At 61.6% G+C, this 18,603-nt stretch carries 26 protein-coding genes; 25 read left to right on the top strand and 1 reads right to left on the bottom strand.

The window, feature by feature from the left end; genetic code table 11:
* Nucleotides 1–15 precede the first annotated feature (15 nt).
* From LG047_RS15310 to LG047_RS15290, 5 genes are read left to right on the top strand one after another with little or no spacing between them, the layout of a single operon-like run.
* A complete protein-coding gene (locus tag LG047_RS15310; protein ID WP_227967605.1) occupies nt 16–420 on the top strand; it encodes a hypothetical protein in 405 nt (134 codons plus the stop codon).
* The gene (locus tag LG047_RS15305; RefSeq protein ID WP_227967604.1) at nt 417–2,954 is read left to right on the top strand and encodes a hypothetical protein; all 2,538 of its coding nucleotides are present in this window, start codon (nt 417–419) and stop codon (nt 2,952–2,954) included. Before LG047_RS15310 ends, LG047_RS15305 begins: the two co-directional genes overlap by 4 nt.
* Nucleotides 2,955–3,962, top strand: a complete 1,008-nt coding sequence (locus LG047_RS15300; RefSeq protein WP_227967603.1) for a phage late control D family protein — start codon at nt 2,955–2,957, stop codon at nt 3,960–3,962.
* Nucleotides 3,959–4,684, top strand: coding sequence for a phage baseplate assembly protein V (locus LG047_RS15295; protein WP_227967602.1), 726 nt, complete (start codon nt 3,959–3,961; stop codon nt 4,682–4,684). The genes LG047_RS15300 and LG047_RS15295 overlap by 4 nt, the downstream gene beginning before the upstream one ends.
* Before the next feature lie 3 nt (nt 4,685–4,687).
* Nucleotides 4,688–5,056, top strand: coding sequence for a hypothetical protein (locus LG047_RS15290; protein ID WP_227967601.1), 369 nt, complete (start codon nt 4,688–4,690; stop codon nt 5,054–5,056).
* Between the two features lie 49 nt (nt 5,057–5,105).
* Here LG047_RS15290 and LG047_RS15285 read toward each other — a convergent pair whose 3' ends face one another.
* Nucleotides 5,106–6,233: a transposase gene (locus LG047_RS15285; protein WP_227967600.1), complete on the bottom strand. Its 1,128-nt coding sequence runs from the start codon at nt 6,231–6,233 to the stop codon at nt 5,106–5,108.
* A gap of 164 nt (nt 6,234–6,397) precedes the next feature.
* Between LG047_RS15285 and LG047_RS15280 the strand changes: the two genes are divergently transcribed.
* From LG047_RS15280 to LG047_RS15185, 20 genes are all read left to right on the top strand, one after another.
* Nucleotides 6,398–7,528 carry a baseplate J/gp47 family protein gene (locus LG047_RS15280; protein WP_227967599.1) on the top strand — a complete coding sequence of 377 codons (1,131 nt, stop codon included), beginning with the start codon at nt 6,398–6,400 and terminating at the stop codon, nt 7,526–7,528.
* A gap of 1 nt (nt 7,529) precedes the next feature.
* Entirely contained in the window at nt 7,530–8,279 is a 750-nt protein-coding gene (locus LG047_RS15275) for a hypothetical protein (protein WP_227967598.1), read from the top strand.
* A 4-nt stretch (nt 8,280–8,283) separates the two neighbouring features.
* Nucleotides 8,284–8,802, top strand: coding sequence for a hypothetical protein (locus LG047_RS15270; protein WP_227967597.1), 519 nt, complete (start codon nt 8,284–8,286; stop codon nt 8,800–8,802).
* 60 nt (nt 8,803–8,862) lie between these two features.
* Nucleotides 8,863–10,686, top strand: coding sequence for a glycine-rich domain-containing protein (locus LG047_RS19680; RefSeq protein ID WP_305080339.1), 1,824 nt, complete (start codon nt 8,863–8,865; stop codon nt 10,684–10,686).
* Between the two features lie 3 nt (nt 10,687–10,689).
* Nucleotides 10,690–11,142 (top strand): hypothetical protein, encoded by a 453-nt coding sequence (locus tag LG047_RS15260; RefSeq protein WP_227967596.1) that lies wholly within the window; start codon nt 10,690–10,692, stop codon nt 11,140–11,142.
* Nucleotides 11,142–11,537, top strand: a complete 396-nt coding sequence (locus tag LG047_RS15255; protein ID WP_227967595.1) for a hypothetical protein — start codon at nt 11,142–11,144, stop codon at nt 11,535–11,537. The genes LG047_RS15260 and LG047_RS15255 overlap by 1 nt, the downstream gene beginning before the upstream one ends.
* A complete protein-coding gene (locus LG047_RS15250) occupies nt 11,534–11,824 on the top strand; it encodes a hypothetical protein (protein ID WP_227967594.1) in 291 nt (96 codons plus the stop codon). Before LG047_RS15255 ends, LG047_RS15250 begins: the two co-directional genes overlap by 4 nt.
* 16 nt (nt 11,825–11,840) lie before the next feature.
* Entirely contained in the window at nt 11,841–14,876 is a 3,036-nt protein-coding gene (locus tag LG047_RS15245) for a hypothetical protein (protein WP_227967593.1), read from the top strand.
* A gap of 5 nt (nt 14,877–14,881) precedes the next feature.
* Nucleotides 14,882–15,091 carry a hypothetical protein gene (locus LG047_RS15240; protein ID WP_227967592.1) on the top strand — a complete coding sequence of 70 codons (210 nt, stop codon included), beginning with the start codon at nt 14,882–14,884 and terminating at the stop codon, nt 15,089–15,091.
* A 92-nt stretch (nt 15,092–15,183) separates the two neighbouring features.
* Nucleotides 15,184–15,429 (top strand): hypothetical protein, encoded by a 246-nt coding sequence (locus tag LG047_RS15235; RefSeq protein WP_227967591.1) that lies wholly within the window; start codon nt 15,184–15,186, stop codon nt 15,427–15,429.
* A 5-nt stretch (nt 15,430–15,434) separates the two neighbouring features.
* Complete coding sequence (locus LG047_RS15230; protein WP_227967590.1) at nt 15,435–15,620, top strand: hypothetical protein; 186 nt, start codon at nt 15,435–15,437, stop codon at nt 15,618–15,620.
* Complete coding sequence (locus LG047_RS15225) at nt 15,617–15,838, top strand: hypothetical protein (RefSeq protein WP_227967589.1); 222 nt, start codon at nt 15,617–15,619, stop codon at nt 15,836–15,838. The genes LG047_RS15230 and LG047_RS15225 overlap by 4 nt, the downstream gene beginning before the upstream one ends.
* Nucleotides 15,839–15,854: 16 nt before the next feature.
* The gene (locus tag LG047_RS15220) at nt 15,855–16,397 is read left to right on the top strand and encodes a hypothetical protein (protein ID WP_227967588.1); all 543 of its coding nucleotides are present in this window, start codon (nt 15,855–15,857) and stop codon (nt 16,395–16,397) included.
* Nucleotides 16,397–16,540, top strand: coding sequence for a hypothetical protein (locus tag LG047_RS15215; protein ID WP_227967587.1), 144 nt, complete (start codon nt 16,397–16,399; stop codon nt 16,538–16,540). Before LG047_RS15220 ends, LG047_RS15215 begins: the two co-directional genes overlap by 1 nt.
* A 5-nt stretch (nt 16,541–16,545) precedes the next feature.
* Entirely contained in the window at nt 16,546–16,737 is a 192-nt protein-coding gene (locus LG047_RS15210; RefSeq protein WP_227967586.1) for a hypothetical protein, read from the top strand.
* A 221-nt stretch (nt 16,738–16,958) separates the two neighbouring features.
* The gene (locus tag LG047_RS15205) at nt 16,959–17,168 is read left to right on the top strand and encodes a hypothetical protein (RefSeq protein ID WP_227967585.1); all 210 of its coding nucleotides are present in this window, start codon (nt 16,959–16,961) and stop codon (nt 17,166–17,168) included.
* 25 nt (nt 17,169–17,193) lie between these two features.
* Entirely contained in the window at nt 17,194–17,436 is a 243-nt protein-coding gene (locus LG047_RS15200; protein ID WP_227967584.1) for a hypothetical protein, read from the top strand.
* A gap of 2 nt (nt 17,437–17,438) precedes the next feature.
* Entirely contained in the window at nt 17,439–17,696 is a 258-nt protein-coding gene (locus tag LG047_RS15195; protein ID WP_227967583.1) for a hypothetical protein, read from the top strand.
* Between the two features lie 169 nt (nt 17,697–17,865).
* Nucleotides 17,866–18,051, top strand: a complete 186-nt coding sequence (locus LG047_RS15190) for a hypothetical protein (protein ID WP_227967582.1) — start codon at nt 17,866–17,868, stop codon at nt 18,049–18,051.
* A 64-nt stretch (nt 18,052–18,115) separates the two neighbouring features.
* Nucleotides 18,116–18,592 (top strand): hypothetical protein, encoded by a 477-nt coding sequence (locus LG047_RS15185; RefSeq protein ID WP_227967581.1) that lies wholly within the window; start codon nt 18,116–18,118, stop codon nt 18,590–18,592.
* Nucleotides 18,593–18,603: the final 11 nt, after the last annotated feature.

Raw genomic sequence — 18,603 nt, 5'->3', positions numbered from 1 at the left:
CGCGAGGTTGTCATTGTGAGCCACATCGCCATTGGCGTGCCGGCGCGGATCGTGCGCGTCTCCAACACCACGCTCTACCGCGTCGCCGCCGACTATCTCGGGGACGCGCTTTGGTGGACCCGCATCGCCATTCTCAACGGCATCGAAGACCCGTGGATTGGCGCGCTGACAGAACTGAAAATCCCCACGCCGGCCAAAGAGGGAACGCCCGACGGCATTCTCGGCGTGTGGATAGACCCTGACCTCGAGGTTGTGCAGAGCGCGGCGTCGGACGTCGCCCAGACCGCGGCGACGCTGCGCCATGTGCAACTGCCGCTCACCTACGAACAGATTTACGCCCTGCTGCCGACGCTGCCGACAACGCTTCCGTCGCAGCCGGGCGCCCTGTGGAATAACGGCGGAGAAATAGCGATCTCATGAAGAAACTTCTCATCGCCCTGCTGTCGATTGTCGCGCTCCCCGCTTTCGGCCAGTCCCTGCCGTCGCCGAAATATCAGGACGTCACCATCAATGGCTCGCTGATCTTCAAGCCCTGCACGGGCTATCTCTACGCGGGCGCAGACGGCTCGACGACATGCGTCGCCGCCAACGGGCTGGCGCCGGATACGCCGTCGCTCTCGGGCGCGAATAGCTGGCTGTCGCCGCAGACCTTCGGCTCCAATGGCGCGGTGACGGGGGAGGCGCGCTTCGCCAATGGCGCGGGAACCGGCGCGAGCGTGGTTGTCCGCAACAATGCCGCGGAAGCCGCCTATTATTTCAACCTCCCGTCCACTGCGGGAACTGACGGCTATGTGCTGACCAGCGGCGGCGGCGGCACGGAGCCGATGCGGTGGTCGCCGCTGGCGGCGGTCGCGGCTTCCGGTTCTGCAAGCGATCTTGTTTCGGGCACGCTCGCAGCGGCGCGCGGCGGCGCCGGAACCATCAACGGCGCACTGAAAGGCAATGGTTCCGGCGTCGTATCGAAGGCGGCTTCAACGGACCTGTCGGATTCGGCGAATATCGGTCGGCTGAACACGGAAAATACCTGGACGGCGGCGCAGACGATAAATTCTCTCACCTCAAATTCTATCCTCTCAACTCAATTGCCGGGGCTGTCGTCGAATGTGCAAAGCGCCGGTCAGGGACCGGGCCTCGATGGCGGCACATGGTTCATCTGGCAGCGCCCGGACGCTTACACATCCGTCGGTCCATTCCGCACGGATCGGCACATGTGGATTGGCTGCCCCGGCGACAGCACCGGCGCGACCTGCGGGTCAAGCAGCACCGGGTTCCAGTCAATCCGCAATAACTACACTCTCAACGCCTCAACCAACCCTGACAATGCTCAGTGGGAATGGGGCGAGAGTGCAACATTTTACAACTCCGCCCGGCCCGGCATGGCGGCGCAAAACGGCGCTGGTGGATTTCAAAACCACAAGGTTCGCGCGGTCAATAGCACGACTGCGGCGAGCGGGACTGGCGGCACAGCCACAATCACATTCAACACAAGCAGCTTGGTTGGCTCGCCCTATGTGTTCCCCGTCGGATACGACATCTTTGTGAATGGTGTTACGCCGAGCGGCTACAACGGCCAGCACACCGTCACCGCATCCAGTCCCGGATCGGTCAGCTTCGCGTCAGCCACAACCGGGTCACAGACCGTGGCGGGCGAACTCGGCCACGCCCTGACCGGATGCACCGCGATTGGCGGGAACTTGGCGAAGCTGGAATACTCGCATCCTGGGGTGCTCATCCCCTTTGCATCCGCTTCCGGCACTGGCGCGACCGCGACGCTCACATTCGACAGCAAATATAAGTTCAGTGTGAATGACGAAATTGTCGTAACCGGTGCGGGGGCATATAACGGAACTCATACCATTACGGCAGTCGGAACCGGCACGCTCAGCTTCGCTTCAGCCGCAACCGGCACCACCACCGGCACCATTGCCGCGTCGCAGTGGAGGCCACAAGAAACAGTTCGTATCGCCGGCGTAACCGGCGCTACCGGTTTTAACGGAAACTGGAAAATTTACGGGACAGCCGCAACAACAAATCACCCCGGTCCCGGCTGGGTGGTGATTGACTACGGATCGCCCCCGAGCTGCACGGGGTTCGCAGGCGGGTTTATTAACAACATCAGCGTCGGCCCGTCATGGGGAAGCTATGCGACATGCACGGACAAGACTGGCGTGAATGATCCAGGAGCTAACAGCTCCACGTCAGCTTTTGGTGCAACAACAGAAGGCTGCACCGGGCAGGAACTCGATGTGATTGTTGATGCACAGGATAGCACTACAGGGCTGACCGACGCAAACGAGCAGCGCATTATCAGTCATCTTGTCGCGATTGGGCGGGGGTTCAGCACTCTCCCGCATGTCGGCATTGGCCAAAGCATTGTGGCGAGCGCTGCGATTATCGACAAGGGATGGAGATTTAAGTCCGCGACTGGTGCAGCGACATTTGGTATTGGAATTGATTTTACGGACGCCACGATTGACGGCACAGGCACATCTCAACCGGCAATCAATATGGCCGATGGTCAGGAGATCATTTTCTCCGGCGGTACTGCCGACGCGACGCGGCGTTCTCTGCGGTCATCAAGCGGCGTGCTGGTCTATCGCGCCGACGGCGCGAATCGTTGGCAAGTGGATGACACCGGGACGATGCTCGCCGGAAGTCGTGTCACGGTTACTGCTGCCCTGCCGAGCTTGTCAACTTGCGGCACGTCCCCGGCCGTCACGGCCGGGTCATCGAACAACGGCGGAAGTTTCACTCTCGGCACCGGCTCGCCGACAGCTTGCACGGTGACGTTTAATTCCGCCTATGCGAACACCGCGTTTTGCACAGTCACGCCCCGGTCATCGCTTGGCGCGGTCACGTATTACATCTCCTCCCAGAGCAAGACGGCGTTCACCGTCACATTGAGCGCCGGAACGGATAGCGCCCAGTTCAACTACACCTGCTTCGGAAACTAAATGGCCATCTCATCCGGCGTTCGCCGTCACCGCGCATGGGTTGAGGCGGCGGGCCGCCGCTGGCTCGTCATCCGCGGAGACGCATATCTTGAGGCGACGCGGGAATCTTCGTCCTTCTCCGTCTCCATTCCGATGCGAAGAGCGGAGCGCGTCTTCGCCGATGCGGAGAGCCTCGATGCGAAGATCGTCGTCGCCAGCGGCTTCGGCGATCGGACCATCATCACCGGCGAGCTCGACGATGCGCAGTTCGATTACGAGGCGCGGACCATTCATCTCACCGGGCGCTGCAAGTCCGCAAAGCTCCACGAAATGAAGACGTCTGAAAAGTGGACGAACAAGAAGCCGGACGAAATCATCAAGGACCTGGCGCAGAAAGCCGGTCTGGACGCGGACGTCACCAGCGCCAAGGTCCGCGCCGGGCGAAAATGGGCCGATGATTACGTCAAGCTCTCCGACAACGTCTCATTCGCCGCCGTCATCCACAAGATGAGCGAACTGATGGGCGCGCGATGGTGGGTGGACGCAGATGGGAAACTCCACGTCAAGGACGACGCCTCGGGAACCTACACGATCAGCTATCGCGAAAACGGTTCCGGCCCGATCAACTCGGACGCGCTGCGCATCCGCATTTCCAAGAACTTCGTCGCCGCAAAGGACGTCGAGGTGAAGGTCAAAAGCTGGAACCAGAAAAAGAAGAAGGTCATCGAGGCGGAAAAGAAAATATCCGGCAAGGGCGGCAAGGTCGCCTACGAATATCACATCCCCGGGCTCGAACAGGACCTCGCCGATCAATACGCCAAGGCGAAGGCGGCGGAACATGTCGCGCATGAAATCCAGCTTCAGGCGGATTGCATCGGCGACCCGGATTGCGCGCCCGGCATGAAACTCCAGTTGATCGGGACCGCCTTCGCGCAGTCGCTCGACATCGACAGCGTCTCTCACGCCTTCGGCATGCGCGGGCATCTCATGACCATCAGCGCCAAGAGCGCGAAGGACGGCCGCGAGTGAATATCGAGAACCTCATCTTCAGGTGCCTGGAGCGGTTTCTCGCCACCAAGTCGGCGGAGCGCTACGGGATCGTCACCTCCTACGACCCGAAGAAGCACGCGGCGAAGGTTAAAATACAGCCCTCGGGGCAGGAAACGGGCTGGATACCGATTCACGCTCACCACATCGGCGACGGCTGGGGCATTCTCGTCGGGCTGTCGCCGGGCGACCAGGTGAGGCTCGGATACTCGGGGGGAGATTTCGAGGTCGCGGAAATCATCTCGCGGGTGCACTCGGATGAAGACAAGCCGCCGCAGGTCGAGAGCGGCGAAATCCTCCTGAAGCACACGGAAGCCGGATCGTTCAAGTTCGACAAGGACAAGAACATGGTCTGGACCGGCGCCAATGGTCAGGTCGTCACCACGGACAAGAAGGGGAACATGTCGCTTTCCCTGAAGGTCCAGAACAATCAGGACGCCGACAAGGACAGCCCGACGTTCAGCGTCTCGCTCGATGGCGGCGACAACGCCAAGCACTCCGTCATCATCCATCCCAAAAACGGCATCACCCACAAGTCCAGCGTGAAAGTGACGATCGACGCGGAGAAGATCGAACACAAGGGCTCGCTGAAGGTCTCAGGCTCAATCCTCGCGACGAAGGTCATCCAGAGCGGCGACGGCTTCAAGGGGCCGCTGTTCTCGGGGACAGCCGGGGATCCGGGTGACGCCGATAACTGGGGCTGACAGATGGCGGATATTCACCACGAATGGCGCGAGGATTTGCAATGGTCGCCCACCGGCGACCTGCTGACCGTCGAGGACGGCGACTTCGTGCGCCAGCGCATCGAGCGCCGCCTGTTCACTGCGGTGCGCGGCTATGTCTGGCACACCGAATATGGCGCGGGTCTGCCGCAAAAGATCGGCGGCCTGTTCCAGCCCTATCAGATCGCGGCTCTCGTGCGCGCGCAGCTCGCCCTTGAAGACAGCGTGGCGCAGAACCCGCCGCCGCGCGTGCGCGTATCCGAAGACCGTAACAACCCCGGCCTGCAAATCGTCCGCATCGACTATCAGGAAGCGCCTTCAGGGCGGCAGATCGGTCTAACCCTCTCCTTCTGAGGCTTTCGTGACAACTCCTCCGCCTGAAGGCGGAGGCTTCTCAGAACAGCTACGCGGCAACCCGCCCGCTTGAGTCCTGAAGGCCGTGTCCCGGCCAGAAACCGAAAGCCCTGAAATGCACGACCATTGCAGCCGCAACGTCTCTATCAAGGTCGCAACCGCATTCGCAGCGGTGGCGACGCTCGCCGAGCGGTTTCGGCTTGATCGTGCCGCATTCAGGGCAGGTTTGAGACGTGCCGCGCGGGTCCACTTCGATCAATGCGCTACCAGCTTTCGCGGCTTTGTAGCGGAGCATCGCGGTAAGTTGCGCCCACGCAGCGTCATTCACTTCTTTGGCGAGCATTCCGCGCGCCAAGCCTTTCACATTCAAGTCCTCGATTCCGATTGCAGCAAAGCGCGAGACGAGATCGGCGGAGAGCTTATGCAGGAAGTCAGAGCGTTTGCGCGCGACCTTCGCACTGTAGTTAGCGAGGCGAGCACGCATCTTTGTCCGGCGCTTCGATCCTCGCCTGCACCTAGTGAGTGATCGTTGTCGCCGGCGCAATCCTTTCTTCGTGCATTTCGTCCAGTTCGGACGAACGATTGTTTCGCCGTTGGACAGGGCGACAAGAGACGAGAGGCCGATGTCGATACCTATGCATTCACCAGCGCGCCGCTCGACTTCGGCAATCTCGACGTGAAAGACGACAAACCATTTGCCATTCTGGCGCGTCAGGATTGCGCTCTTCGGCTCGGCGGCAAGCGGCCTATGCTGCTTGACCTTAATCTCGCCAGGAACGCCGACGAATCCGAGACGCCCGTTTTTGCGGACCGTGAGACCGTCGCCGACGCGGAACTCTGCGGCGTGATAGCGCGAAGCGGAACGGAAACGCGGGAAGCCGGCTCTTTCGCCGCGCTTTATCCGACCGAAGAACCCCTTAAAGGTCTTGTCGAGACGGCGAAGAACCTGTTGCTCGGCGGTAAAGGACCATCGCGCGAGGCCATCGTCAGCCGCGCGAACGGCTTTAAGCTCTTTGGCTTGCGTTCCGTAATTCAAAGATATGCCGCGCGTGCGATACGCCGCGATGCGCTGTTCAAGCCCGGCATTGTAAAGCTTACAGAAGTCGCGAAGCATTGCTGCGAGCGCATCGGATTGCGCGCGGTTGGGATAGACGCGAAACTTCTGAGAAAGTAACAAGAGGCGGGCCTTCGTTCCGTTGCTGCGGAGCCTAGGTCAAGAGCCCGTTCGGCGTTGCTGCGCCGGGCGGGCTCGCCTTTTGTATCACCCGATCTTTTCTCGAACAAGAGGACGCGGCTCCTCCCCGGCCTGAAGGCCGGGGTCCCCGTTGCGTGTGTGATTCGATGGCGACGCTCACACCTCGCTCCTTCTCGGCGATCGTCTCCATGATCGCGGTGGCCGTGCAAGGCCGCGCCCAGAAGGTGCTGGACTATTCCGTCGGATCGGTCCTGCGCGCCATCGCGGAATCGGAAGCCGGCGTCGCCCTGTGGCTTCAGGGGCTGCTGCTGAAGCTGCTGCTGACCACGCGCGCGGCGACGTCGACCGGCGCCGACCTCGATACATGGGTTGGCGACTTCGGCCTTGTCAGGCTCGGCTCGGCGCCCGCGACCGGCTACGTGCAGTTTTCCAGCTTCACCGCCCTCACGGAACGATATGTCCCGGTCGGGAGCGAAGTGCGCAGCAGCGACCTCACCCAGACCTACAAGGTCGTCGCGGACGCCACCAATCCGGCCTATGACGCGAACAACCAGCGCTATGTGCTAGCGGTCGGCGTCTTCACCATCACCGTCCCCGTGCAGGCGGCGGTGTCGGGCGTAAGCGGCAATGTCGCGTCGGGGCAGGTGACGCTCATTTCATCGAGCATGCCCGGCGTCGATACCGTCAACAACAGCGTCGCGCTCGTCGGCGGCTCCGATCCGGAGACGGACAAGCAGCTTCGCGCGCGCTTCGTCTCATTCATCGGGGCGCTCTCCAAGGCCACGCGGCAGGCGATCGGATATGCAATCGAATCCCTGCAGATCGGCGCGCTCTATTCGATCATCGAGCACGAACTGCCCGACGGGACCGAAGATCAGGGCTTCGTCTCTGTCGTCGTCGATGACGGCACCGGCTCGCCGGCGCTCGCCTTCATGCAGAATTGCGCCGCAGCTGTCGAAGCCGTGCGCGCCGCCGGCATCCGCACCGGGACATTCCAGGTGACGAAATTCCCGGTTTCGGTCGCCTGTTCGATCAGGATCGCGCCCGGCTATCTCACCGCCAATGTCGTCGGGCAAGCGTCGGCGGCGATCGTCGAATACATCAACGCGCTTCAGATCGGGCAGACGCTCTATTATACGCGCATCGCCAAGGTCGCCTATGACGTGCCGGGCGTCGAAGATGTGTTTTCGATCACGCTCAACAATACGACCGGCGATATCGTGGCGACGCAATCGCAGGTCATCAAATGCGCCAACGCCGCCGTGACGGGGGTGTGAAATGGCGACCGGCGATATCGACGACATCGTTCGCCGCCTGCGGTCGACGCTCCCGCCGTGGTTCCCGACCGACGCGCCCGTTCTCGATTCAATACTCACCGGCTCGGCGACCGCGTTCAAGGCGAGCTACGATTTCTATCTCGGGGTCAAGGCGCAGACCCGCATCGCCACGGCGTCGGGCTTCTTCCTCGACCTCATCGCGTTCGATTTCCTCCCGCCGTCATTCATCCGCCGCGATCAGGAATCGGACGAGCTGTTCCGCGTCCGCACGCTGCGCGAGATTTTCCGCGAGCGCGTCACCCGCAAGGGCATAGAGGGAGCGCTTCAGGACCTCACCCGCCAGAAGCCGCAGATCATCGAGCTGTGGAACGCCGGCGACACCGGCGCCTATGACCTTCCGCAGACGCTCGGTTATGACGCCGCAGGCTATCTCGGCGACATGGACGCGAAATACGACGTCCTTGTGCGCGCGTTCATGCCGCCCGGCTTCGGCATACCCAATGTCGGCGGCTACGACCTCGGCGGCGGATACGATTCCGGCTGGAGCGCCTATGCCGATGACGAAGCGGCGGCGGGCGAAGTCTCCCCCGGCGACATTTACGGCGCCTGTGAGCGAAACCGCGCGGCGGGCGTCATCACATGGGTGCAGATCAACCCCGCCGGCGGCGTCGTCATCCCGGTTGAGCCGGGCGCGCTGATCTTCAACGACCCCGACAATTCGGCGTGGCTCCTGATGTTCCTGCTGGGATAGATCAATGACGACACCTGTGAAAGACGGCGGCGGCGTAAGCACGCTCATTTCGACCACAATAAATCCCGGCGACGGCGGAATCGTCGGATCAACCTGCATCACCGATCCATCGTCGGGGCAGAAAGCATCAGTCAATGCATCGGGACAGCTCGAGGCCGCGATCACCTTCAACGGCTCGGTCGGAACGGATTATTCCGTCAACAAGCCGACGATCCCGAACGTCGGCGCCAATTTCGCAGCAAGCGGCCCTTACGCCAGCTATGTGCTGCTGCAAACCGTCGAGGCGTCGGCGGTGAGAAAGAACATCGAGGTTCTCAACACCTCGGGCGCGCAGATCGTGGTCATCCGCGATGATGGCGTCGTCTCCGCAGGGGCGCAGCCGACAAACGCCTCGCTGATCGCGCTCGCCGGGGGCGCGGGCGTCGGGTCACAGGGCGGCTCCTGGTATTCGCGCAGCTTCCGCGGACGCCTTCAAGTTTACGCGCCATCAGCGGGCGCTTTCGTCACGATCATGCAGGATTGAGCGAACCTCACCTGACCGCCAGCCGGCCGCCGCAAGGCGGCTTTTTTATTGGGGAATCGAATGGATCGCGTCACGACATACGTCGGCGCCGTGCCCTCGGCCAAGGACGTTCTGAAACTCGGTCAATTCGCAATGACCGGGCTCGGCAAAATCGCCGATGGCGTCTTCGGAACCGGAACGATCGTCAATGGCTTCACCTGCGAACCGACGTCGCCGGCATCGCTCGCCGTGGTGCTGGGCCCGGGCGAGGTTTACGAGCTCGAGAGCCTCGAAGCGACGGCGGTTTCGGCGCTTCCTTCGGACACCGCGCATCAGATCGTCAAGCAGGGCGTCCTTCTGGATAGCGCCCAGCTCGGGATCACGCCGCCCGCGACCTCCGGCTACAGCCAGGTCTTTCTCATCCAGGTCCAATATGCGGATTCGGACACCTCGACGCAGGTGCTGAACTATTACAATTCGGCAGATCCCGGCACGCCATTCTGGGGACCGCCGGTCAATGGCGCCGGGTCCGGACAGGCGCAGAGCACGGTGCGCGCGGGAACCGTCGCCTATCAGGTGAAAGCGGGCGCGCCGGCCATCACCGGCACACAGGTTGCGCCGACTGCCGACGCCGGCTGGACCGGGCTCTTTACGATCACCGTCGCCAATGGCGCGACGTCAATTTCTTCGGGCAACATCACCAAGCTTTCGACCGCGCCTTTCATCAAGGTCAAACTCCCCGAGGTTCCCGCGTGGGTCCAGCGGGGCGAATACGCCTTCGCCAATGACGCGGGATCCGCGAACGTCGTCGCCATCACGCTCGATCCGGTCCCGGCGAGCCTCGGCGACGGCGGCTTCCACATCTTCGTGAAGAAGGTCAACGCCGCCAACACCGGCGCGATGACGGGAACGATCACGCTCGCCGACGGCAGCACGGCGGGCCCCTACAATATCGTCGACCAGAATGGCGCGGCGATCCCGGCGGGCAACGTCCCCGCCGGCATGCTGATGCACTTGTGTTTCGACGGTTCGGTGCTGCGCCTCGTCAATGGCGCGGTCGAAATCACCAACGTCTCCTCGATCACCGCGCTCTCCGGCGAGGGCATCCTCGTCAAGCCGGACAATTCGGTAAATCTCAACTATCCGGGGCTCGATGCGGACGCGACGCCCGCGGACACCGACATCGTCTCGCGCTATTCGACCGGCGATTCCAAGCACGTCCAGATGACATGGGCGCAGCATCTCGCTTCGCTCGGCATCGGCCAGACGCAATCGCATTCCCTGTCCACGCCGGGGACGTCCAACATCACCGTCCCGAGCTGGGCGCGGCGCATGCGCTGGCGCGCTTGGGGCGGCGGCGGCGCGGGCGGCAACGGGCAAAACGGCGGCGCGGCGGGCGGCGGCGGCGGCGGCGAATATCGCGAGGGCGTCATCTGGGTGAAGTCCGGCGGCGTTGTGCAGCCGGGCGACACCATCACCGCCATCGTCGGCGCGGGCGGCGCGGTCAACACCGCCAACGGCGGCAATGGCGGTAACGGCGGCTCATCGTCGCTGTCCTGTTCCTCCTCGGGGACGATCGCGGTCGCGGTCGGCGGTTCCGGCGGTCTCGGGACGGGCATTCCGATCGTCTATCAGGTCGGCGGCAACGGCGGCTCAGGCGGCGCGGGCGGCTATCTTTCGATCCCCGGCTCGAAAGGCGGTTCGGGAGCGCCGTGGCAGGCGGGCGTCGGCGGCTCCGCATTCGGCGCGCCGGTGGCGGCGACGCAGTTCATCTCCTCACAGCAGGCGGGCGTCGCGGGCGTCAAGCCGGGCGGCGCGGGCTCCGGCTCCGGCGCGACTTACGGCTTCTATCCGCTGGGCGGCGCCGGCGCGGCGGGCCGCATCGACATCTGGTTCGAGGGCTGAAACATGAAATACGCGCTCATCATCAACGAAGCCGTGCATGAAATCTTCGACACGGATCCGCGCTACCCGCGCTCGATGGACGTGCGGCAGGTCGGCGACAATGTGCAGGTCGGATGGACCGTCACCAAGGACGGGAAAGCCTCGCCTCCCAATCGCGAGGACACCGGCGACATCGCCGAAATGGCGGCGCGGCTTCCAAACCAGATCATCGAACAGGCCTATCTGGGCAAGAGAACATCCGCCTACGGCTATTACGCGCATCTGACCGCGAAGAAAGTCGCAGGCGGGCTATCGCCGGAACAGCAGCGCCATTTCGACATTCTGCACCAGGCGGCGGAATGGGAGGAAGACGTCATTGAACGCGCCAAGACCTTCGGCTCCGTGCTTGAAGCGGCGCAGCCCGACGCATGGCCGGCGCCGCCTCCCGGTCTCCTTGAAGTCGTCAAGGACTGCTGATGACCAACATCCGTCTTCTCCCGCAACTGTCGGCGAGCTTCACCATCGCCAACAATGCCGACTGGCTGGACGAAATCCAGTTCCTGCAACCGGGCGAAGCGACGCCGCTCGACATCACCGGGATTGACTTCAGGGGCGTGCTTGTCGGCGGGAACGGCGCGGTGCTGCTGTCTATGCAGACCGCTGACGGAACGCTCGTCAATGGCGGCGCAACCGGCGTGCTGTCGTTCAATGTGCGCCGCTTCCCGACCGAAGGCGGCGTGCTGACATGCACCAGCGTCCTGAAGGCGGGGACAGCGCAGGTCGAATTGCTCGCCTCAGCCGACGGCTATTACGTCAATCTTCTGACGCTCTCGCGCGCACAGGCGATCATCATCGACGGGCTCGTGAAATGACCATCACCTCGCTCATCATCGCGCAGCAGGCCGGCGCCGTCGTTCCCGCCGGGCCGGCGCAATCAGGAACACAGCTGCTCTATCAGGGGGTATGGGACGCATCCACGAACCTCGTCACGCCGATCGTCGGCGTCGGCGGCCCGCTCGTTTCATCGGTCGGAAACGAAGGCTGGATGTATCGCGTCGCAGTCGCGGGCTCCACCAATCTCGACGGCGTCTCGGCATGGGGCGTCAACGATTATGTCGTCTTCCTCGCGGGCGCCTGGCGCAAGATCGCCGGCGCGTAAAAACGGAAATCAAAACATGCTCTTTCGCATCATCATCGCGCTTGCTTTCTCGATTGCCGTCGCGCGCGCCGAGACGACAAACCCGCCCGGTCCCGGGTTCGGCGGCGACGGATCGTCGCTGACCAATCTCAACGGCAGCGCGATCACATCTGGAACTGTTCCGGCCGCGCGCGGCGGCGCGGGAGCGGTCAATGGCGCCCTCAAGGGGAATGGATCGGGCGTCGTTTCGCAAGCGGCGTGTGACGATTTGTCCGACGCTGCAACAGCATGCTCCGCTAAGACGATGCTGGCGACGCGCGCAGATTTGCGAGCCGCATCAACGGCGATCGCTCGTGTTTTTGATGGGTCTGTCTGGAGGTGGCAGGCTGGCGATCAGAGCACAAAAATTCTCGGTGCGGCGGTCACATCGACGAGTGTCGACTCCGGCACTGGTATCATCACCAAAGCGGGCCATGGCCTGACGACCGGCAATGCCGTCGTAACGACAACGGCCGTCGACGGGCTAGCGCTCAACACGCTCTACTATGTCATCTTCATCGACTACAGCACGTTCAGGCTCGCATCGAGCTTCGATAATGCGCAGGCCGGCTCCGCTCTCACCTTGACGGGGACGACCAATGTCACGCTGAAGCGGCATTACGACCCCGGTCAAGGCATATATGTGACGCCCGCCGGAGCAATCAGCGGGGCAAATGGGGCGTGGGCGCGCGCCTACGATAGCGCTCAATTGAGCTTGCGATTTTTTGGCGCCGACCCGACAGGGGTCGATTATAGCGACGAAGCTATCGCGAACGCACGCGACGTGATGGAAAAGTCACTCGGCGCCGACAATCTCGTGGCGGTATCGGTCACAGGAGATGGCGGCGTTTATCGGACGCACTACCCGGTTAACCTCACAAATCTTAAAGGGCGCAGCGCTACAATTCGAAACCTTCGCATCCATTGTGAGGCGCAGGATAAAGCCTGCATCGAGTATATCGGGTCGCTCAATACTCTTACGGATAATGTCGTCGTTTATGGTGATCCCTCCGCGCGTCCGCACACAGGCGTCGTTTTCGGCCGCATAGACGATGGCGGGGGAGTTCCGTTCCCTGTCGCAGAACAAAACGACATCGGCGAGTTGAAGGTCTACGGCACGTTCACATGCTCGGCGTTCACGAACCTCGCGTCCGAAGTCATGCACGTCAATCACCTGAATGTGCAGAACGACTATTGGGCCAGTTCTGCCGCAGCGGCTATTTTCGCCGGCTACACCGACGCGCCGAAGAACACATGCCCGAGCGGTTTGCCGCCGTCCAATTACCAGAAAATCGGCGAAGGCTCGCAGAGCCTCGGAGCGGTTACGATCGACGCGCTGGATGCGCGCCGCTCGCCCGCCTACGGCTATACAATCATCAGTATCAGCAAGACCAACCCCGCAGTGGTCACAATATCTGCCGCCGACGCCGCGGCAGCCGCCGCGAATTTCGGTCTTGCCAACGGGCAGACCGTGTTCCTCGATGCTGTTTCCGGGTCGGATTCCGCATGGCTCGCGACACTCGGCTATAAGGTTTTCGCTGTCGCGAATCTAAACATAGGAGCCGGCACGTTTGAGCTTTCCGGGGTGGATACTTCAGCGTTGGCGGGGACGTTTACTTCCGGCATTTTGCGGAACAATACCGGCGCCCCGATCCATCTCGCCCAGGTAGCGTCATTCAAGGACAGCGGCGGCTATAAGGTAGCGTACTCGGATCATTTCTACCGAATTGACCCCCGCGGCAACACAGATTGGAACTGGAACATCAAGCTGCGCGGACGCTATGAAACCGCGTCAGATTATCTCGTCAAGTTTCTCGGGAACGGTGTAACCAATATCATCCGAAATCTCGAAATCGACACCGACAATTCCGCCATTCGTAGTGCGCTGATCACAACCGGCGGCATTACAGGAAGCGGCCTGATCGAGCTTGACGATTTGAAGGTGAAGATCGGTCACAACGCCCAGACTCCGACCGTTGGGTTGTTGGCGGACCCCTCTGTTATCGCTTTGCGCGGCGCGCAAATCGACGCTCCGAATACAGCATGGTTCAACGGCAATGTCCCGAAGATTGGGTTGCGTGATGCCGAGTGCATTGGTTGGCTGGGCAATCCTGGGATGACGAGGACCGGGGATATTTGCAATGACGGCACAAACCTGATCATCCACGCGAAGAACACGCAGGGCATCGTGTTTGGCGATGCTTCGGCGAATTACTATTTCGCTAACTCTGTCGCCTTCCGTCCTCAAACCGATAATACCCGCAATCTCGGGGGCGCGGCGCAACGCTGGAAGACTTTTTATGCTTACGATGCTGCCCTCGCCGGAAAACTGACCATATCGACCGGCACACTGACGGCAAGCACCCCCGGCCTAAATCTCACGCAGACGTGGGACAATGCCGCTACAGCGTTTACGGCGGCAAATATAGATATCACAGATACAGCCAGCAGCGCTTTTAGCAGGTTGCAGAGTTGGCAAGTTGGCGGCGTGGATAAGGCTTATGTTAGAAAAGATGGCTGGATTTATGCTTCTACAGGTTACAACGTAACGAATAATGCAGGCAGTTACATACTCGGAGCTTCGAGTGACGCCATTTTGAGCCGGCGTGCGGCGGCAAATTGGCGCCTCGGGGCTGCCGACGCCGCCTCGCCTGTCGCGCAAACTCTCAGCGTGCAATCTGTTGTAGCTGGCACAACGAATACTGCTGGCGTCGATTGGACCTTAACAGGCTCGCAAGGGACGGGAACCGGCGCTGGCGGCAAGATCATATTCAAAGTCGCCCCGGCGGGCCTGACAGGTTCGGCGCAAAACGCGCTCGCCGACGCGCTGACCATCAACGCCGACAAGAGCGTGGTTTTCGCGAGCAACATCACCATCGGCGACGCTGCCGCGCTGATCAAATCATCCGTGGCGATGAACAATGGCGCGGCGGCGCAGACCGGAACTCTGACCAACGCCCCCGCCGCAGGAAACCCGACGAAGTGGATACCAATCAACGATAACGGTACAACCCGCTACATCCCAGCATGGTGAAACACATGAAGCGACTGACCATCACGATAATCGCTCTGTTCGCAACGCAGGCCCTCGCTCAGGAAGCGCCGGACCCAGCGCTGCAATTGCTCAATGAGGCGAACGCCCGAGTCGTAGACCTCGCGCGCCAAGTCCGAGCGGCGACAAAGCGCGCGGAAGATGCGGAGGCGAAACTCAAAGCGGCGGAAAAGCCCGCCGCCACAGAGAAGAAATAATCCATGCGCGCGCCGCTGCTGTTCCGGGTTCTTCTTCCGGTCTGCGCGGCGCGCGTGCTTATCGCCTTCGTCAGAGGCCTTCGGAGGGTAAGATGATCGAGATCATTCCTCCCTGTCACATGTGGCCGATGGTGCTGATGTTCGCCGGTTGCGCTGGCGCCGCGTTCATCATCATGCGCTGGGCGCGCGACGATCCGAAACCCGAACCAGCGTGGCGATGGGGCGACGCGCCAAGGCGTCGCAAGCGCGCGCCTGACGGGATAATCGGTCACTGCCTCGGCATGATGATCGCCGGGCTCGCCGTCGCCTATGCGCTCAATTACCCGATCTGCGGATAACGCCCATGACGCCGGAAGAAGCCGCGTCCTTCATCATCAAGCGGTGGATCGATTATCACACGCCGCAAGCGATAATGATGCAGATGATCTGTCTCGGCGTCCCGCTCACAAAGCGCGAAATTCTCAAGGTCATCAAGCTTTGGGTCGACCTGAATGACGAGGCGACGACGCTGAAAGTGAGGCGGCGATGAGTGAGGTCCGATCAGCGGCGGCGCAGGCCGGGATCTGCGATGAGCAACTCCTGATTCACAACACGGCGGGCGCGTTCGCGCGGGCGGCGAGCCCGTCCGAGATAGACGCGGCATGGCGGCAATATGTGACGCCTGTTTACGAGTCGGTCAGCGAAGAGACGCAAGGTCTTCTTCACCGGCTCTATTCGCTGCGCCTGACCACACTGCACAACGGCTAAACCGGAAGGAAAGCCAATGGCTGCGAATCCGATCAACAGGAAATATTTTTTCGACCGCATCCGTCACGCGCTGTTCGGCGGGAAGCTGACGGCGGCGCAGGTCGAGGGCGTCACCAAGATACTCGACTATCGAGACGCCACATGGCCGAAGATGAGCGACGATGAACTCGCCTATCTTCTGGCGACCGTGAAGCATGAAACGGCGCACAAGATGCAGCCGATCAAGGAAATGGGCGGCGAGCGCTATCTGCGAGCCAAGAAATATTATCCGTGGTATGGGCGCGGGCTCATTCAGATTACTTGGAAAGAAAACTACGAAAAATACGGGATAAAGCGCGCCGACGATGCGCTCAAATGGCCAAACGCTCTCCACGTCGCGTTCCACGGCATGATATTTGGCGAGTTCACCGGCAAGAAACTCGCCGATTACATCCGCCCCGGCCGCGTCGATTATGTCGGAGCGCGCCGCATCATCAACGGGACGGATCGCGCAAAGCTGGTCGCAGGCTATGCGCGGGCCTTTCAGGACGCCCTGAAGCAGTCGCGGGAGCCGCAGTGATGGGCCGCTTCCTCTACGACCTCTCCACAGAAGCGCTCGGCGCCGTCATCGGCCTCACGGTCGCCGTCGTCACCATCCTCGCCCTGATCGCCGTCGGCGCGCTGGCGGCGGTTCGGGATCGCGTCGCCGGCTACAGGGAGTAGCGACCATGCTGCGCCAGTTCCTCGCATCCACTGTCATCCTTATGGCCGCCATGGCGCTTCTTGTCGGGGTCGCCGTGCTCGCCGGTTGCAATCGGATCGAGGGCGCCGGCTTCAGCAACTCCGGCTCCTACCAGGGGCCGGTCAAATGCGTCGAGACCCGGCCGGGCCTTACGCGCTGCTATTCCGTGGCGCGGTGATGGACGCGCTTCTGTTCTTCCTTGTCGCCGCGCCTGGGGCGCTCGCAGGCGTTTGCGTCATCGCGGCGTGGATTTGCGAGATGGATACGCGCGGGCCGGGGTGATGTGAGGGCCTTTCACCCTCTTGATCTTTGCGCTGATCGTTATCCGGTCCGTCAGCTCCCAGATTTCGGCAAACAAAGATACCGCGCCTGGCGGAACCGGGCAATGAGAAAGGTGAAATGATGACCGAGAAGACCATCGGCGAACTGCGCGTTCGCACGGATTTCAATCCGAGCGCTCAGGGCGTTGTCGACCAGATCAAACAGAAATCTGCCGAGCTTATCAATATGTGCGAGGCGCTGAAGGAAAAAGACCCACGCCTCGCGGCGCTCGCGCAGACCGCATACGAGGAAGCCGCCATGTGGGCTGTCAAGGCGGCGACCGCGTAACAAGGCAACACGGAAAGGGTAGAATATGGAATCTGCAAAGAGCCTTCTCCAGAGCAAGACGTTTTGGGCGAACGTCGTATCCGCCGGTTGCTTCCTCATGGCGATGTTCGGCAAGCCCGTCGCGGTCGACCAAGCGGCGACTGCGGACCTTCTGAGCAATCTCGCCGCGCATGGGTGGGAAGTCGCCGGTATCGTCTCGACGCTCGTCTCGACGGTCTTCCGCGCCGTGGCGACCAAAGAGATCAAAGGCGTCGTAAAGGCGCCCTGATCATGAGCCTCGCCGCGATCCTCGCCTTCGTCATGAAGGTGCTCCCCACCGTCCTCGACCTGATCAATCGCGTCGTCGCCTACGCGCACGACAACAAAATGATCAATCTTGGAGAGGCGAAGGCGATCGCGGCGGGGGTCGAAAGACTGAATGAGACGCTCGCGAAAGCGAAGGCTGCTGCTGACGAAGCGGAGGCCGCGCACGCGAGCGACGCGACCGATGACGCCTTCGACCGGGATTTCGAGAGGAAGGACCAATGACGATCGAATGCCTCGGCCTCATCTTCGCATTCTGGTGTGAAGTCCCGCAAGCGCCGCCTGCGGATTCCTATTGCCAGCTCTACCGTCCGGTTCATTGGCACGCATCGGACACGCGGAGGACCAAAGAGCAGGCCGATACGAACAACCGAATCTACAAGCGAGTATGCCGATGAGCGACGACGATTCTCGCCTGCGCGGGTGGCTATCCGTCGTGCTGATGATCATCATTCCGGTGATCCTCGCCGCGGGCGCGCTGATCATGAAAATCGACAACACGCAATCCGCTCATGACGCGGTTCACGCGATCATCCTCGACAGGATCGGGGAGATCGAGCGGGAAATACGCAAACACTGAAGCGAGACGCGCCGGGCGGATCAGGCCCCGCGCGCCTCTAACACCGGTCGGGTAGGGCCGACCGATGCTGAGCGGATTCTCTCAGCTAAAGGCTAACAGAACCTTAATAGCCGGGAGGGCGGAAATGGGCGATCAGATAACGAAAGAAACCGTAAAAGAGGCTGTTTCGGAAGTTCTCGTCGAGCGCGTAGACCCGCTAATCAAGAAAATCATTTTGGAGATGCTGACCGATAAATTCGAGAAAACATTGGGGGTTAATTGCATGGACCCGGATGATCGCCTCGAAACCCGTAAAGACATGGAATTTGCCCGCGCCGAGCGACTGCACGCAATGACGAAGGAAGGGAAAGCTGAGCGCGCCTTCCTGAAGACGATCGGCGAAAGGCCGCAGGCAGAGTGCGACGAGATCGCGAAAGACGCCGCCTTCGTGCGAGACCTCCGGCTTGGGGCGCGCAAGACGGCGTTGAAGATCGCAGGCGCCGTTGGGCTCGGTATGCTCGCGATCCTCTGGCCGGACATCGTGAAGCATATCGGGAAGTAGCATCGTTCTCA

This window comes from Methylocystis sp. WRRC1, assembly GCF_020733155.1.
In the GTDB taxonomy this organism is placed as follows: Bacteria; Pseudomonadota; Alphaproteobacteria; order Rhizobiales; family Beijerinckiaceae; genus Methylocystis.
Note: the sequence above shows the minus strand (reverse complement) of the source record. Positions and strands in the feature narration are given on the sequence as shown.

Bases quoted from the DNA above. Each gene is read 5' to 3' on its own strand.
- LG047_RS15260 (WP_227967596.1), top strand. From the start codon at position 10,690: ATGAAATACGCGCTCATCATCAACGAAGCCGTGCATGAAATCTTCGAC.
- LG047_RS19680 (WP_305080339.1), top strand. From the start codon at position 8,863: ATGGATCGCGTCACGACATACGTCGGCGCCGTGCCCTCGGCCAAGGAC.
- LG047_RS15280 (WP_227967599.1), top strand. From the start codon at position 6,398: ATGGCGACGCTCACACCTCGCTCCTTCTCGGCGATCGTCTCCATGATC.
- LG047_RS15305 (WP_227967604.1), top strand. From the start codon at position 417: ATGAAGAAACTTCTCATCGCCCTGCTGTCGATTGTCGCGCTCCCCGCT.
- LG047_RS15245 (WP_227967593.1), top strand. From the start codon at position 11,841: ATGCTCTTTCGCATCATCATCGCGCTTGCTTTCTCGATTGCCGTCGCG.
- LG047_RS15205 (WP_227967585.1), top strand. From the start codon at position 16,959: ATGATGACCGAGAAGACCATCGGCGAACTGCGCGTTCGCACGGATTTC.
- LG047_RS15210 (WP_227967586.1), top strand. From the start codon at position 16,546: ATGCTGCGCCAGTTCCTCGCATCCACTGTCATCCTTATGGCCGCCATG.
- LG047_RS15250 (WP_227967594.1), top strand. From the start codon at position 11,534: ATGACCATCACCTCGCTCATCATCGCGCAGCAGGCCGGCGCCGTCGTT.
- LG047_RS15215 (WP_227967587.1), top strand. From the start codon at position 16,397: ATGGGCCGCTTCCTCTACGACCTCTCCACAGAAGCGCTCGGCGCCGTC.
- LG047_RS15230 (WP_227967590.1), top strand. From the start codon at position 15,435: ATGACGCCGGAAGAAGCCGCGTCCTTCATCATCAAGCGGTGGATCGAT.
- LG047_RS15255 (WP_227967595.1), top strand. From the start codon at position 11,142: ATGACCAACATCCGTCTTCTCCCGCAACTGTCGGCGAGCTTCACCATC.
- LG047_RS15300 (WP_227967603.1), top strand. From the start codon at position 2,955: ATGGCCATCTCATCCGGCGTTCGCCGTCACCGCGCATGGGTTGAGGCG.
- LG047_RS15220 (WP_227967588.1), top strand. From the start codon at position 15,855: ATGGCTGCGAATCCGATCAACAGGAAATATTTTTTCGACCGCATCCGT.
- LG047_RS15290 (WP_227967601.1), top strand. From the start codon at position 4,688: ATGGCGGATATTCACCACGAATGGCGCGAGGATTTGCAATGGTCGCCC.
- LG047_RS15190 (WP_227967582.1), top strand. From the start codon at position 17,866: ATGAGCGACGACGATTCTCGCCTGCGCGGGTGGCTATCCGTCGTGCTG.
- LG047_RS15270 (WP_227967597.1), top strand. From the start codon at position 8,284: ATGACGACACCTGTGAAAGACGGCGGCGGCGTAAGCACGCTCATTTCG.
- LG047_RS15200 (WP_227967584.1), top strand. From the start codon at position 17,194: ATGGAATCTGCAAAGAGCCTTCTCCAGAGCAAGACGTTTTGGGCGAAC.
- LG047_RS15240 (WP_227967592.1), top strand. From the start codon at position 14,882: ATGAAGCGACTGACCATCACGATAATCGCTCTGTTCGCAACGCAGGCC.
- LG047_RS15235 (WP_227967591.1), top strand. From the start codon at position 15,184: ATGATCGAGATCATTCCTCCCTGTCACATGTGGCCGATGGTGCTGATG.
- LG047_RS15225 (WP_227967589.1), top strand. From the start codon at position 15,617: ATGAGTGAGGTCCGATCAGCGGCGGCGCAGGCCGGGATCTGCGATGAG.
- LG047_RS15275 (WP_227967598.1), top strand. From the start codon at position 7,530: ATGGCGACCGGCGATATCGACGACATCGTTCGCCGCCTGCGGTCGACG.
- LG047_RS15185 (WP_227967581.1), top strand. From the start codon at position 18,116: ATGCTGAGCGGATTCTCTCAGCTAAAGGCTAACAGAACCTTAATAGCC.
- LG047_RS15195 (WP_227967583.1), top strand. From the start codon at position 17,439: ATGAGCCTCGCCGCGATCCTCGCCTTCGTCATGAAGGTGCTCCCCACC.